Raw genomic sequence first — 14976 nt, forward strand, 5'->3', positions numbered from 1 at the left:
GTCTGACAATGGCGGTCTTCCTGGTTGGAGTTGTATCCATGTCGATGAGGCATACTTAACGTGGTCAAAAATGCACTGAAGGCACTCCCCAAGCTCTTCTTTATTTATCTATTACTTACGACTGCTAGTGCCGTATACGCGCAGGCTGCGTTGCTTGAACAGGTTCCTTCTGAGGAGCAGTTATCTGAGCGATTAGCAGAGCTCGAGTCCCAAGAAAGCGAGCTAACCACCGAGCAAACTCAGGTCAAAGAAGCGTTGACGGCTGCGCTACAAGGCTATGAACGCCTGCATGCGGTTGAAGACCGCATTGAGGCATTAGAGCAACGGGTTGTCCAAGCACCCGAAATATTGCTTCGCCTAGAGCGTGAGCTAAACGAAGCGGAAGAGCAAAGCCGACAGTTCTCGGTGGATAACCTTAGTGATATGCCGCTGAATCAGCTGGAAGCGCAGCAAGCAGAAGCCGTCGTGGAGCTTCAGCGGCTTCAAAGCCAATTAGCGGAAGTTAACTCTCAGCTATTGGCCACGCAGACACTGCCTGAGCGCGCTCAGCAAGCAATTTCAGATGCGTTACAGCGCACTGAAAGTTTACGCCGTCAATCTGATGAGCGAGAAGCCCTATTGGGAGATCGGCAACTATCGGCACGCCACGATGCACAGTTGATTCAGTGGCGCATTGAGCGTGCCCTCGCTGAGCAAGAAGTGAACCTTAATCAGCGTGAACTAAGTGCCAATAGTCGGCTGCGTGAGTTGGCTCAGGAGCGCCGAGAACTCATTGAGCTGCAAATAGACCAGCAGGAGCAGCAGCTTAATTTATTGCAAGGCGTTATTGATCGTCAGCGACGGCTACAATCTGAGCAGGCAATTGCTGACGCCGCCAAGAATGACCCGCTGATCGCTGAAGGGCACCCTGTGGTGCTTAATGCTCAACAAACGAACCAAGCGCTAAGCCTTGAGCTGTTGCGAACCACGGACAGGGCGAATGGCATTATACGTGAGAATATTGAAGCCCAGCGTCAGTTGGATCATGTACGGCAGCTTCAACGTAGCCTGAACGAACAAATTGATGCTATTCGCGGTAGCCAATTACTGTCGCGTATTCTTCGAGAACAGCGCCAGTCGTTACCTTTTGTCGCGCCAAGACGTGATTTACAAGATGAAATTGCCGATTTGCGTCTCAAGCAGTTCGACTTGATTCGACAGCGTGACCAGTTGCGCCAAAGTGACCGCTTGGCGACCCAACGCTTGCAGGAAGCTGGGGTTGAAGTCACGCCTGGGTTGGTGGACTCCCTAACGCGTCTCTTCCAGTCTCGGCGTGAATTGGTAGAGCAGCTTGAACAATCTTACGGTAGCTTGCTGAGTGCCGCTATTGAGCTTCAACTTAATCAACAACAGCTATTTGCGACGACGCGAGATTTACGGGCGACGATTGATGAACAGCTATTCTGGGTAGCTAATAGCCGCCCTCTAGATTTAAATTGGCTACGACAAATTCCCCAAAACCTTCAACTGGAGTGGCGAGAAGGTGAGTGGCGGGCCGTTTTGCCTTCGCAGTGGAAAGGTTTTTCTTGGAAAATGCTGATTGGCACGCCATTTATTTTACTTGGCGTGGTGCTGGTTGGGCTGCGCCGACGAATTAAATCACAGCTTGCGCTTATTCACTCACAAATTGGTCGACTGAAAAGCGACACTCAACTGCATACCTCCAAAGCGGTGCTGTTAAATGCTCTGCTTGCGTTACCAGGACCGTTAGGGTTGGCAGGTATTGGCGTCGGTCTAAGTGAAGCTGAAGGAGCCTTGGCAAACAGCGTTTCGCCAGCGTTGCTGCAACTGGCGCTTAGTTGGGCTGTCGTGGCTTGGGGCCGACGGCTACTCGTTCAAGACGGGGTTGCTGAGCGCCATTTTACCTGGGCACCTGCTTATACAGCGCGGTTGCGTAAGCTGCTGGGTGGTTTCGGCGTGGCATTAGCGCCTGTGGTCGTTATTGCCGCGCTCTCTGGACAAATGGAAACCCCATTGGCGATGCGCCCGGTGGCGATAGGACTTTTTGCCGTAGGCTTAGTGGCCATGAGCTGGTGGCTGGCACTATTAATCCTCGCCCATGTGCCATTTTTCGGTGTGCGGCTCTTTCGGCTGGTATTAGGTCTTGCGATGGCTTCGGTGCCATTAGTACTCCTTGGCCTGGTGGCGTGGGGCTATGAATATACGGCGTTGCGGCTGGTCGCTCGTTTTGCCATCACCCTTTACCTGTTGGGCTTGTGGGTCGTCGTTGAAGCTACTGTCGTACGTAGTTTGGCGGTTGCAGCACGGCGGCTAGCTTACCGACGAGCGCTCGCCAGACGTCGTGCTCAAGTACAAGAAGGCGCAGAAGGTGGGCTAGAAGTCGTTGAAGAGCCACCGCTGGATATGGAGAAAATTAACTCTCAGTCGTTACGCTTATCCAAATTGATTTTGTTGATTGGCTTCAGTGCCTTGTTGTACCTAGTGTGGTCAGACCTGCTGGCGGTACTGAGCTATCTAGATCAAGTGTCAATATGGGATGCGGAAGAGGGTGACTTGGTCGGAGATGCACTATCGATTTCCGATGTATTTACCTCGCTACTTGTAATTGCCATTACGTTTATTATGGCGCGTAACTTGCCTGGTTTATTGGAAGTGATGGTGCTTTCACGCTTGTCGTTAAAGCAGGGCAGTGCTTATGCCATTAGCTCGCTACTTTCTTATACCATTGTTGGTACTGGCGTCGTGATGGCGTTGGCCACGCTGGGCGTTTCCTGGAATAAATTGCAGTGGCTGGTGGCCGCGCTGAGCGTGGGGTTAGGTTTTGGTCTTCAGGAAATATTTGCTAACTTTATTTCTGGCTTGATCATTCTGTTTGAACGCCCAATTCGCATTGGCGACACTATCACGTTAGGTAATCTTCATGGCACGGTTAGCCGGATTCGCATCCGAGCCACCACCGTGACCGATTTTGACCGAAAAGAAATTATCATTCCGAACAAAACCTTTGTAACGGATCAGCTCATCAACTGGTCACTTTCGGATAACGTGACCCGCGTGGTGCTGACATACGGCGTTGCTCATGGGTCTGATCTGCCTTTAGTGCATACATTGCTGCGCCAGGCTGCCGACGAAAATGAGCGGGTATTAGAAGACCCAGAACCACAGGTTTTCTGCCTCAACTATGGGCCGCACAGCCTGAACTTTGAGCTGCGCATTTTCGTTAACGACTTGCTTGATCGCCTGTTTGCTGCTGACGAAGTGAACTGCCGGATTGACGAGCTGTTCCGTGAGGCGGGCGTTAGGGTGGCCTTCGAGCAGATGGACGTGTGGCTGCACCGTGACCGAGGTGAATCAGTTAAAGTACAGTCAGCTAACCGGCTGCCTCCTGCTAACCTAACCTAAGTTTTAAATTAATGGCTGGGTTAGCAGCGGAGGTGAGTGCTTGTGTTTAAGTGCTTATGTTTAAGTACTTATGTTTAAATACTTATGTTTAAATACTTATGTTTAAGTACTGGTTTTTAAACGCTTGGTTGTTCCTGTTTGGTGGCGAACAGTAAAAACTCCCGATTACCGTCACCACCGGTAATCGGGCTTTCCTGCCAGTGGCTAATGACTAAGCCACACTCTGTGCAAGCATCGCGTATCTTTTGTTCTACCTCTGCATAGCGGCTAGCGTTACGCACAATGCCGTGCTTATCCAGTGCGCCTGGGTCTAACTCAAACTGTGGCTTTACCAATGAGAGCAGTTGCCCCCCAGTGGGGAGCAGAGCAGCGATTTCAGCTAAAATCAGGGTTTGCGAGATGAACGAAACGTCCATGACGGCTAGGTCGATAGGGTATTTAGCCACGACGTGTTGAAGGGCTGTCGCTGAGGCCATATGACGAGCATTTAAGCCTTCTAAACACGTGACCCTTGGGTCATTACGTAAGCACTCGGCTAATTGGCTATGGCCGACTTCAACTCCGATAACATGCCGGGCGCCAAATTGAAGCGAGCAATCGGTAAATCCCCCCGTTGACTGACCAACGTCTAACACAACGTACCCTTCCAGGCGCATGTTTAGAGCGTTAAGAACGCCCTCTAATTTTAATCCTGCACGGGAAACGTAACGCTCCTCTGGGTCTTCATCAATCTGAAGCGGAGTATCCAGCGGCCATTTTTCGGATGGTTTTACGAGTGGCGTGCCATCTTGAAGAAACACGCGCCCATTGCGAATTAATCGCTGCGCGCGGGTGCGTGAACTGGCTAGCCCTTGGCTGACCAGCAATTGGTCTAATCGTGTTAGTTGAGTCATTGTCGTCAATATGGCGGTTATTAAACGCTGCTAGCGTGTTTCGCTACGGCGTGTGTGGTCCTTTGTCGGCCTGCAGCTCGGTGGGGGGTAGGCGGCTAGCTCCCCAACTGCGATGCAAGTAGCCTTTTACAGACTCAAGCTCTTCTTGCGTTACTGTGGCCAGCTCGCCCCGCTCCAACGGATCGTAGTGGTAAATATATAACCGAGAGGTGAACTGTGCGAAGGGGAGTGAGGCTTCGCCAAAGCGTTCTCCGTTACCTGAGGTGCTAACTTTCACGCCGTCTCCCCAGTCTTGGCCGCTGTCGTTATTGGGGTTGTAAAAATAGATTCTCATGACATCGTTGGGATCTAGCGAGGCGCGCAAAATGGTAATTGCATGCCAACCAATAAACCGGGCTGCACTGTCAGTGACGGCAATGCCAGCAGGCTGAGGGTGAATCAGCGGCTGGTTGCCATTGTAGTAAGGATGATAGCTGGCGTAGAAGTGACGAATAAAGTTATCTACACCGCTAAGTTGGCCGGAGGCGACATCAACGTTGATGCTAAAGCCACGACCTGACCACCACCCGTGAAACTCTGGATTAACCCAGCGATGGGGATCGCCTTCGCGGCCAATGCAGCGCCTACCCATCTCAGCGTAAATACGGTCAAGATGGGGGACCACGATCAACGAGGCTGGGTCGAGATCCATCGGCAGCTCGGAGGCAACGCCTGAGGCGCTTTCCATTGAAGAGATTGGCTGACCCTCGAAATGCATAATGATTTCATCATCACGCGCAGCCCAGGCCACCATTTGCAGCAGATAGTCAGGGTCGTTATAAGCCCACATGGAAAGTGCTCTCGCTGACTGGCAGGTCGGGTTATTACCTTGTCCTACGCCGAGCGGCAGACCTAACATGCAGAGCACGCCTTCAATTAAACGTGCACGGGGGGATGCATCCTCACCATAGGCCAGATTTAAGCGTGCTTCTGACCACTCTGAAAGCTTTAGATTTAACTGCCGCCACATTGCTGGCGCAACCGGAGGCTGATAGAGAATGCCTCGCTCAAGTAGCAGTGCCAAGCCATACACCGCTTGGGCTGTGGCGGGATAAACACCCCCGCGAATCAGCGCATGGACTAGCTCGCGATAGCAGAGTAGACAGTCACGCCCCGTCGACGAGAGGCCTAGAGCCTCTGATAGAAGGTGGTCGCTCTCTTCGAGTAAATAGCGCATCAGTATCGTGTGATAGGGCGATACCAGCCCTGTGTCATGCATTGCACGAGCGAAGCCAGTGGCTTCAGCTTGCAAAGCCGCGCTATCCATACGCTCCAGTCGTTCACGATACACCGCAATGCCTGGGTCTTCGCGACACGCTTGGGTGGGCCCGAAAAGCGAGCTAACTAGCCTGTCAGCCCCCTGGCCACTTGCTCCCAAATCAATGGCTGGATTAATTTGGCATAACGCAATTTGGGTGATCATCTGTTTAATGGCATCAACTTGAATAGGGCGCTGTTTTAGAATGCGCCATATCTCATCAATTAGCTGATCAATAACATGTTCATAGCCGATGCGGTCGGCTAAGTGTTGGAATAGTTGCCTGGGAATCGTCGCTAATCGGCCCTGGGTTTCCCGTTCGGCTTCGCTAGGTGCGTTAAATAACAGCCACAGATTAATGGCCATTACTTGGGTTAAATAGTGGTGTGCATGCTCTTGGGATACCAGCGCATGCAAGTATTCACCTTTGGCGACTGCTAAAAGTCGCAGCTCACTCAGCGCCTCAATAACGACCACATTGGCGTCAGGGCTTTTCAACGAGAACGTAGTGAGGGTGGGGACTAGGAACTGTGGGGTTTCCCAGTCTGAGCCTGCAAACACGCCGGCGGATTCAAAATCTGCTGCACGCGCTTCGAGGGCAGCGCAGCCTCCCTCCTGCATCAAGAGTCGGCGCGCAGTATCCATTACGCGGGGCAGTTTCGCCGGTTTAGAAAAGGCAGGCGCCTGCGAAAGCAGGCGCACCGCATCATCAAATTTGCTCAGCAGCCCTTTGAGCTTGCCATCTTCTTCAGTTGAAGATGCCTCTTGATCGTTCGTCACATTGACTCCTTATCCCAGCTGTAGCGGGGATTATACATAGAAGTCGAGGTCTTCTTGGCGTTTAAGCAGATCACGGAGCGTGTGTGCGTCTTCGCCTTTAAAATAGACCAAGCCCCAGTGGGTACCAAATGCCGTACGTTTAGTGACGGTTTCTTCAAGCGGTGATGTCAGCTCGTGGGATTCAAAATAGGCGTGATCCTCTGTTTCTTCAGGAATCTCCAAGCGGCTAACAACCCGGCGGCGGGGATAAACGCCGAAGCAGCCCGCGAACCCATCAGCGTCGACCACTTCTTTGGGAAAGAAGGCGGCGACTTCTTCTTTTGTGCTTTTAGGATCGAATACCAGCATTGATGCCTGATAGGCGTTAAATCCATACACCCGCTCAAGAAGTTCGAAGACTTTAAAGCCGGGTGGGCGGTAAGCGACTTCGCCAAAGTACATTTCACCGTCGCTGGTGACAAAGTACTCGGGGTGAATGAGGCCGAATTCAATATCAAACGCTTTGATCAGCTTTTCGATTTGTGCCGTAATTTGTTCGCGGTATTTTTCAAGCTCTGGAGACGCGGGCACAAATACTGAGTAGCCAAGAGTGACGTACTCTGAAATATTCAAGAAAGCGATTTTTCCATCGTGAATCCACGCTTCAACGGCGAATTCCCAGCCGTCTAAGTGAGACTCCATCAGCACAGGAAACTCTTCGTCGGGAATCGTATCGACTTCATCCGGTGTGCGGATAACGCGGTGGCCAAGACAGCCAGCCTTATCGAACGCCTTCAGGTGGATAGGGTCGTTGGGGTCGCCATCCAGCTTGAGTAGTGTCTGATTAACGCGTTTTAGAAAGCGTACTACGTCATCTTTATCGTGGGCTTCTTCGAAAATACCCACGCGAATGCCGCCAAGCTGGGCGCGGCGTTTCATCAATGCTTTGTCGCGAAGCAGCAGCGATTGACCGTAAATACGTGGATTGTCGAGCAGCACTGAGTTAATAGCGCCTGCCCATTCAACGGTTTCCTCGTAAAGCGGGATAGCGACGTCAACGCCTTTTTCTTTCAACGTTTCAGCAATTTCGAGAGAGCGGTCGTTGAGACGCTCAAAATTCCAGGGAACGTAGGGAATATCATGTTTCTGGCAGTACTCCTCGGCCCAGTCGGGTGCAACCACGATATAGCGGCGGTCAAAATTCTCAGCCGCTTCAATCGCATTGAGGCTCCAACCTAACAGGGCGATATAGCCCTTATTGGGATCCTTTTGCATGTCAGTGACTCCTGTGGGTGAGTGAATAAAGTTGCCATACCACTTACTTCACCATACACGATAGGGTCATCCGTCGGCTAATTAGCAGCCACTGAAGGTGGAAATAGCCAAAAATAAGCCCTTTTGAGGATGGCATACTAAAGAGCAAACCCCTGAGTATGTTAGGCTAGGCGCCTTAACATTATGTTCAAGTGGCAAGAGGAATAGGCCAAGATGGCGGCCAAGCCGATCTACCGTGTGGTGGTTCACCAGCAGGGTGAAATATGGGATTTATACGTCAGAGAAATCTTTCAAAGCGAACTCTGGGGCTTTATTGAAGTCGAGGAGTTTGTCTTTGACGATGCGTCGCGGGTTGTTGTTGATCCAGGGGCAGAAAAGCTACAGCGTACCTTTGAAGGTGTTAAGCGCAGTTATCTGCCGCTTAATGCCATTGTGCGTATTGATGAAGTGGAACGTGAAGGCCCTTTGAAAGCAGTTAAAAGCGATGCTCGCGTCGCAGAGTTTCCTCGTCCCTTTCCATTGCCGCCTCGTGGAGAAGGGTAAGCGCCTAGACAAGCGCACCGCTTTGAGCGATACGCGCGACGGCTTCGTCTGCCTCGCGCGTTTTTACAATCAGGACATGACGTTATGCAAGTAAATAAACTTCGTAGTAGTTGTTACGCCGCTGCCGTTGGCGTGTTGTTGAGTATCGGGGGAACCCCAGCATTTGCCCAGTCTGATAACCAAGCTTGGGTAAGTGACGAGTTAAGCACGTATGTGCGCAGTGGTCCCACCGATGGTTATCGCATTGTGGGAACATTAAAGGCAGGTGAGCAGGTCGAGGTGCTGGAAACAAGCGGTGATTATACGCGCGTACGCAGCAATAGCGGCGATACAGTGTGGGTGCTCAGTAGCGAGCTGCAGCAAGACCCGAGTGCCCGCCAACAGTTACCCATACTACAAGCCCAAGTCGATGAACTTACCCAAGAATTGGATGGTATTAACGATACTTGGGAGCAGCGCATTTCTTCCATGACGGAAACACTCGATATCCGTGAAAAGCGGATCGTCGAATTGGAAGCGCGTAACCACGATCTTGATAGTGAAGCAGAGCAGTCTCGCCAGCAGGTGCGTGCATTGCAGGCGCGTCTAGAGACCCAGGAAGAAGATCTGCTGATGCGCTATTTCATGTACGGCGGTGGAGTTGCTGGCGCTGGGTTATTAGTTGGGCTGATTGTTCCTCATTTGCCGCGTCGTCGTAAAAAGAGAGACCGCTGGTTTTAAGCGACGTAAACAAACCAGCGTTACGTGTAAATTTCGAGTACGAGGTGGCCGCAATGGAAAACCCCTGGCGTCAACGTTGGCAAGAGGGACGTATTGGCTTTCATTTGTCCGATACCCACCCAGCGCTTGCCCAGTACTGGCCTACGCTTAATGTGACGCCTGGAGCCAAAGTGCTTGTGCCGCTATGCGGAAAAAGTTTGGATATGCGTTGGCTAGCAGATGAAGGCCATCCGGTATTGGGTATTGAGTTGGCTCCTGAAGCAATAGAGCAGTTCCTGGCTCAGCGCAACGCGAGTGTGTCGCGCTATACCCAGGCAGGCTTTAATGTCGCACGCCAGGGTAGTGTTGAATTGTGGTGCGGCGATTTTTTTCACTTGCACATCAAACAGGCAGCAGAAGTGGGCGCGTTTTATGACCGAGCTTCATTAATTGCACTGCCGCCGGCTACCCGTGAGCGCTATGCCTTCCACCTTGCCCAATTAGTGCCGCCTGGTGCTAAAGGGCTGTTAGTGGGGTTAACCCACGATGACGACAATGCAGGTCCGCCTTACAGTGTGCCCAACAGTGAGATTGAGCATTTGTTTATGCCCAACTTCCGTGTTGAATTGGTTGAGAACAGAGAGGCTGATGAACGGGGCCGCAGCGAAAGCGTTTGGGTGCTGGAGCGCCGAGGCCCGCACGTATAGCTGTCTCTGTTAAAAGCTATGTTTGCTGATAGCTGTGCTTGCTGATAAGCGTGTTTGCTAATAGCTGTGTTTTTATCGCGTTGTCTGTAACGACATCTGCCCGCGAAGCGGGCAGATATTCTCAGAATACGCTATCAGGATAAAACGGTTTAGCGAGCGAGTAAGCGGCCCAGTTCTGGGTCACTAAACGCACGGTTTAAACCATCACTTAACAAATCGTTTAGCATGCGTGCATTGGCATCTTCGCCGGGCTTAATGGCATAGCCTTGGGTGCGTCGCGAGGTGTAAGTGCCGGTATATGTCGTGCCTTTGTTCTGAGCGATCGCTCTGAAAACCCCTTCAATACGCGCTTCGTCGATCAGCGGTTGGCCGCTTCCACCTTTGGCATAGTTAAGACCAGCGAGTTCAAGAGTAATACTCGGGCGGCCCTGGGCTGCATCGCGAGTAGGAGTGAACCCCATATCGCGCACAGCGCGCTCAGCTTCGGCTTGCAACTGCGGAATGAGCTCATGGCTACTTACGGTGATCTGCGCGGTAGACATATTGCCACCTGAGCGTGTTCCAATCACTTCGCTTTCCCTGGCATCAGTCGCTATCACGGTGACTTGCTGACCAGAGCCTGTCTGCGGCACGCTGGCGCTGCGTTCTGGGCTTAGCTGTAGGTACTGAGGGCTAGCGCAGGCCGCTAGCAAAACACTGGTAAGCAGCGCACCAGAGAGGTGTAAAAAATGGCGCCGACGCATGGTCTTCCTCCGCAATGGCTAAAACGTCAGTATAACGCGGGTAGTGTGCTGGCGGTATGTTCTGGTGGTTGGGTTATTCTGTCGCTTTCAACGCCATGTCGTGATGCGATTTCAATCAAATGCGCTCGGCTGTTGCTTGGGAATCAGGGCCAACGATTAACCAGACGGATAGCAAAATGACGGCAGAGCCCGAGAGGAATCCGCTGGAAATTGTTTCATCAAGAACTAAGAAGCCCCATAACACGGCGAATGGCGGCACCAAGAAGGTAACCGTGAGTGATCGTAAAGGCCCGATGTCGGCGATTAATCTAAAATAGAGGATATAAGCGAGGGACGTGCATAAAAAGCCGACGGCTAGCAGACTGATCCACACCTCACCCTGAAGCCAATCAGTACTTGGACCATATGAAATACTCCAGATTAAAAAGGGGCTAAGAAAAGCGGTTGCGCCTATTTGACTGCCAAACGCAACCAGCATTGAATCCAGGCCGCCTTGTTGGGTTATCCACTTGCGGGTAAGAAACCCCGCCAAGCCATAACCAATAGTGGCTATGATGCAAGCGGCCACGCCAATGTATATATTACCGTCGATATTTGAATCACCCACCGTAGTAATGATCGTAATACCGATAATACCTAATAAGACACCTATCCATTTTCTTAACGATAAATGCTCGCTAAAGATAAATAAACCAATCATGGCGCCCGTCAAAGGGGTGGTGGCATTTAAAATAGCGGAGTATCCAGCGGGTAATAATGTTGCTGCTATGCTGTACATCAGAAAAGGAAGGCCTGAATTGATTGCACCCAATATCAAAGTTTTACCTAGTTTACCTTTGAACTCCAGGCTTTTGCGTATGACTAAGATGATCAAAGCTAAACCAATTAGGCCAAAAAAGACTCTAAAAAATGCCGTGTTGATTGGCCCTATTGCAGGGGAGGCGATTCGCATGAAAAGAAAGCTCGCTCCCCATATAGCGGCTAATGACAGTAGTCGTATATAGTCGATTGCTCTCATTTTATACCCCATTTTAAGGTTTGCTATTAATCAGTAGGCTCTAGAGTTAGCCACGTGTGGCTCAGTATTGCCGCCTTTGGGGTATGGGAAAAACCCGTTTCTTGCTGTCTTGGTAGTTAGCATAAAATAGGCATCGCTATGACGTTTACTGACCTGTTTGAAAACGACGACATGAAGTTGATTAACCTGCTTCCACAAGATGGGGCAGTCTACTATCACGGTAAAATCCTAGAGGCGGCTTCTGCTGATATGTATCTAGCTAAGTGTCGGGACGAATTAAACTGGGAGCATGATCGAGCGTTTATTTACGGAAAAGAGATCGTTACCAAGAGGAAAATAGCCTGGTACGCGGATGAGCCAGTCTCTTATACCTACTCTGGATATACCAAGACGGCATCAGTGTGGCCTGGCTTTTTACAAGAGATTAAGCAGGTAGTGGAGAGCAACTGTGGTGATGTGTTCAATTCGTGCTTGTGCAACTTTTATAGCTCTGGCGCGGAAGGAATGAGTTGGCACAGTGATGCTGAAAAAGACCTGGTTGAAAATGGTGTGATTGGCGCGTTGAGCCTAGGTGGCGAAAGGAAATTTTCGTTTAAACATAAACAAACAGGGGAGAGTCTATCGCTTAATCTAGAGCACGGTAGTCTGTTGGTGATGAAAGGTGCCACGCAACGATATTGGCTGCATAGCCTGCCTAAAACCAAGAAAAGTAGTGAGTTGCGGGTTAGCCTAACGTTTAGGCAAATGCGCTAACCAGCTGTTGATACAGGTGGTTAGCTCATCTGTCGTGGCTAAAAATAGAAGGTGGCAGCTCTAAAGCGTCCGCGAACTAAAGCTGCCCTCTACTTGTGCCGTTGTTGGCATGCCCTAAGCGGCGCGGCTTTGCTCCGTTACTTTTGACGCTGCGGCGGGGAAACGATGCCACTGCCGTGGATGAGCGAATAGGCGTTGCCCACGGCGCATCTGAAGCTGCTCAAAATCAGCATGACGCACCGTTGCAAGCCATGGCTTAGCCAGCCAGTCGGCTTCCAGCTCAACACGCACTTCAGCACCAACCGGTGAAATGGCAGTCACTGTCACCGGCAAGTGGCTCTCTGCACTTGGCTGCTGGGCAAGGCGCACTTCATGAGGGCGCAGCAACAGCTCTTCGTCACCGTTAGGCAAGTCAACATTGAGGTGCGCATCGCCACAGGTGAGTACACCTTGGTGTACCTTGCCTTCTAAGTGGTTAACGTCGCCAAGGAACTCAAACACAAAACGATTTTTGGGCGAACGATAGAGCGTTTCAGGCGTATCAATTTGCTCGATGCGTCCGTTACTCATCACCACCACGCGGTCAGACAGCTCCAGCGCTTCTTCTTGATCATGGGTAACAAACACGCTGGTAAAGTTAAGTTCTTCATGCAGACGGCGTAACCAGCGTCGTAGGTCCTGGCGCACCTTGGCATCCAACGCGCCAAATGGCTCATCCAAAAGCAATACGTCAGGTTCAACGGCCAAGGCGCGGGCGAGGGAAACACGTTGCTGCTGACCGCCAGAGAGTTGAGCGGGCAAACGGTTAGCTAAATGCTGCAGCTGAACCATTTCCAGCAGTCTAAAGACTCGCGCGCGAATTTCACCGTTGGATGGGCGTCGCTTCTTGGGCATCACGGTTAGTCCAAAAGCGACATTGTCGTACACGCTCATATGGCGAAACAGGGCGTAGTGCTGGAAAACAAATCCAATGCGGCGATCGCGAACGTGAACGTTGGTGACATCGCGGTCGCCGAACAGTATTTTACCGGGTTGAGGAGAGCGGTCAGCGCTTTCCAAGCCTGCAATAATACGCAGCAGTGTGGTTTTTCCTGAGCCAGACGGGCCAAGCAGACCGACTAGTTCGCCTTCATGAATGTCCAGGTTGATCGGCTCAAGCGCTTGGGTGTTGGCAAAGTGCTTGGCGATATTCTGTAGGCGAATACTCATAAAAATGCCTCCTGGCGCGATGCACGCCATTCCAGGCCTGCCTTGGCCGCAAGGGTTAACAGGGCAATAAGGGCCAGTAGTGCGGCGCTAGAAAACGCGCCCACTGCGTTGTAATCCTGATAAAGCTGCTCTAAATGCAGCGGCAACGTATTTGTCTTGCCGCGAATAGCTCCGGCAACCACCGAAACGGCACCAAATTCCCCCACGGCGCGCGCGTTAGTGAGGATGATCCCGTAGAGCAGTGCCCAGCGAATGTTGGGTAACGTGACACGCCGAAAGGTGGTCCAGCCGCCAGCCCCTAGGGTCACCGCGGCTTCCTCTTCCCGGGAGCCTTGGGCCTGCATGAGCGGAATGAGCTCGCGGGCCACAAACGGGCAGGTCACAAAAATAGTGACCATTAAAATGCCGGGCCAAGCGAACATCAGTTGAATATCGTGGCTGTCTAGCCAGCTGCCAATCCAGCCATTACGGCCATATAGCAACAGGTAGATAAGCCCGGCCACAACGGGGGAAACGGCAAAAGGAATATCGATCAGCGTTTGTAAAATACGCCGACCTGGGAAACTAAAGCGGGTAACCAACCATGCCAAGGCGACACCGAATACTAGACATATCGGTATGGTTAATAACGCAATGACGAGTGTCAGGCCAATCGCATGCAGGGTGAACGTATCGCTAACGTTGGCCCAAAAGACTGTCACGCCCTGGGAGAAGGCCTGGGCAAAAATTGCCACCAACGGTAGCAGCAAAAATAGCCCAGATAGCAGCAGGGCGGCGCCAATGAGTAAACGCCGCACGGCGGGTGCATCACCAATTCGGCGCATTAACCTTTACCTCCATGCAGACGGCGCACAAAGCGGCCTTGCCAAATATTGATCGCCAGCAGCAGGGCCAGTGACACAAACAGCACAACGGAGGCGATTGCAGAGGCACCTGCGTAGTCATACTCCTGCAGTTTGACGAAAATCATCAGCGCAGTGATTTCGGTTTCGTAGGGCATATTCCCCGCGATAAAAATAATCGCCCCGAACTCACCTAGTGAGCGCACAAAGGCTAGCCCGGTGCCGGTAACGAGAGCTGGCCACAGGTGCGGCATAATCACGCGCCGAAACGCCACGCCATCGGTTGCGCCAAGAGACATCGCTGCTTCATCAACTTCTGCGGGTAAATCCTCCAGTACCGGCTGTACGGTGCGTACCACAAATGGAATGCTGGTAAACGCCATGGCCAGTGCAATGCCTACCCAGGTATAGGCTACTTGGAATCCCAGTGACTCCAACAAGCTGCCCATCCAGCCGTTACCCGCATACAGTGTCGCTAGAGTAATACCGGCTACCGCTGTGGGTAGCGCAAAGGGCAGATCCATTAAAGCATCTAGCAGACGTTTGCCGGGAAACTCATAACGCACCAGGACCCAGGCAAGTAGTAAGCCAAATACTGCATTCACCAGCGCCGCGACAGCCGCTGCACCTATGGTGACCATGTAGCTGGCCACCACGCGGCCTTCGGTAATAATGGCCCAGTATTCGGCAAGGCTAAGCCCTGCCAATTGGCCAAATAGCCCGGTGATTGGGAGAAGAAGGACCAGCGAAATAAACAGCACGCTGATCCCCATTGATAGGCCAAAGCCCGGCAGCACGCGAGCGCTGTCGGACCGCCATAATGCTAGCTGGCTCAT

13 protein-coding genes are annotated in these 14976 nt (G+C 51.8%); 5 read left to right on the forward strand and 8 right to left on the reverse strand.

The genetic code is table 11. From position 1 onward, the window contains the following. Positions 1–60: 60 nt before the first annotated feature. On the forward strand, positions 61–3402 hold the full coding sequence (mscK, locus tag IR195_RS06195; RefSeq protein ID WP_206049031.1) for a mechanosensitive channel MscK: 3342 nt from the start codon (positions 61–63) through the stop codon (positions 3400–3402). A 116-nt stretch (positions 3403–3518) separates the two neighbouring features. Here mscK and IR195_RS06200 read toward each other — a convergent pair whose 3' ends face one another. Genes IR195_RS06200 through IR195_RS06210 form a run of 3 tightly spaced genes read right to left on the reverse strand, consistent with a single transcriptional unit; the run spans position 3519 to position 7626 of the window. Further along, a complete protein-coding gene (locus tag IR195_RS06200) occupies positions 3519–4295 on the reverse strand; it encodes a TlyA family RNA methyltransferase (RefSeq protein ID WP_206049032.1) in 777 nt (258 codons plus the stop codon). Between the two features lie 43 nt (positions 4296–4338). Further along, the gene (locus IR195_RS06205) at positions 4339–6372 is read right to left on the reverse strand and encodes a hypothetical protein (protein WP_206049033.1); all 2034 of its coding nucleotides are present in this window, start codon (positions 6370–6372) and stop codon (positions 4339–4341) included. Positions 6373–6402: 30 nt separating this feature from the next. Continuing rightward, positions 6403–7626 carry an ATP-grasp domain-containing protein gene (locus tag IR195_RS06210; RefSeq protein ID WP_125746747.1) on the reverse strand — a complete coding sequence of 408 codons (1224 nt, stop codon included), beginning with the start codon at positions 7624–7626 and terminating at the stop codon, positions 6403–6405. Between the two features lie 213 nt (positions 7627–7839). Here IR195_RS06210 and IR195_RS06215 point away from each other — a divergent pair, with 213 nt between their 5' ends. The 3 genes from IR195_RS06215 to IR195_RS06225 all read left to right on the forward strand — a co-directional run bounded on the left by IR195_RS06215 (position 7840) and on the right by IR195_RS06225 (position 9575). Then, entirely contained in the window at positions 7840–8169 is a 330-nt protein-coding gene (locus IR195_RS06215; RefSeq protein WP_009100748.1) for a DUF1820 family protein, read from the forward strand. An 84-nt stretch (positions 8170–8253) separates the two neighbouring features. Next, positions 8254–8889 carry a TIGR04211 family SH3 domain-containing protein gene (locus IR195_RS06220; RefSeq protein WP_125746749.1) on the forward strand — a complete coding sequence of 212 codons (636 nt, stop codon included), beginning with the start codon at positions 8254–8256 and terminating at the stop codon, positions 8887–8889. A 53-nt stretch (positions 8890–8942) separates the two neighbouring features. Further along, positions 8943–9575: a thiopurine S-methyltransferase gene (locus IR195_RS06225; RefSeq protein ID WP_206049034.1), complete on the forward strand. Its 633-nt coding sequence runs from the start codon at positions 8943–8945 to the stop codon at positions 9573–9575. 149 nt (positions 9576–9724) lie between these two features. Here IR195_RS06225 and IR195_RS06230 read toward each other — a convergent pair whose 3' ends face one another. Together IR195_RS06230 and IR195_RS06235 are read right to left on the reverse strand one after the other, a co-directional pair. Continuing rightward, positions 9725–10318 (reverse strand): YajG family lipoprotein, encoded by a 594-nt coding sequence (locus IR195_RS06230; RefSeq protein WP_125746753.1) that lies wholly within the window; start codon positions 10316–10318, stop codon positions 9725–9727. Positions 10319–10433: 115 nt separating this feature from the next. Then, positions 10434–11270 carry a DMT family transporter gene (locus tag IR195_RS06235; RefSeq protein WP_241006803.1) on the reverse strand — a complete coding sequence of 279 codons (837 nt, stop codon included), beginning with the start codon at positions 11268–11270 and terminating at the stop codon, positions 10434–10436. 204 nt (positions 11271–11474) lie between these two features. Between IR195_RS06235 and IR195_RS06240 the strand changes: the two genes are divergently transcribed. Next, positions 11475–12089, forward strand: coding sequence for an alpha-ketoglutarate-dependent dioxygenase AlkB family protein (locus IR195_RS06240; RefSeq protein WP_206049036.1), 615 nt, complete (start codon positions 11475–11477; stop codon positions 12087–12089). Between the two features lie 114 nt (positions 12090–12203). Here IR195_RS06240 and IR195_RS06245 read toward each other — a convergent pair whose 3' ends face one another. Genes IR195_RS06245 through cysT form a run of 3 tightly spaced genes read right to left on the reverse strand, consistent with a single transcriptional unit; the run spans position 12204 to position 14976 of the window. Then, positions 12204–13298 carry a sulfate/molybdate ABC transporter ATP-binding protein gene (locus IR195_RS06245; protein ID WP_125746759.1) on the reverse strand — a complete coding sequence of 365 codons (1095 nt, stop codon included), beginning with the start codon at positions 13296–13298 and terminating at the stop codon, positions 12204–12206. After that, on the reverse strand, positions 13295–14122 hold the full coding sequence (gene cysW / locus IR195_RS06250) for a sulfate ABC transporter permease subunit CysW (RefSeq protein WP_125746761.1): 828 nt from the start codon (positions 14120–14122) through the stop codon (positions 13295–13297). Before cysW ends, IR195_RS06245 begins: the two co-directional genes overlap by 4 nt. Further along, positions 14122–14976, reverse strand: coding sequence for a sulfate ABC transporter permease subunit CysT (cysT, locus tag IR195_RS06255; protein WP_206049037.1), 855 nt, complete (start codon positions 14974–14976; stop codon positions 14122–14124). Before cysT ends, cysW begins: the two co-directional genes overlap by 1 nt.

The organism is Vreelandella venusta (genome assembly GCF_015689495.1).
GTDB classification, from domain to species: domain Bacteria; phylum Pseudomonadota; class Gammaproteobacteria; order Pseudomonadales; family Halomonadaceae; genus Vreelandella; species Vreelandella venusta.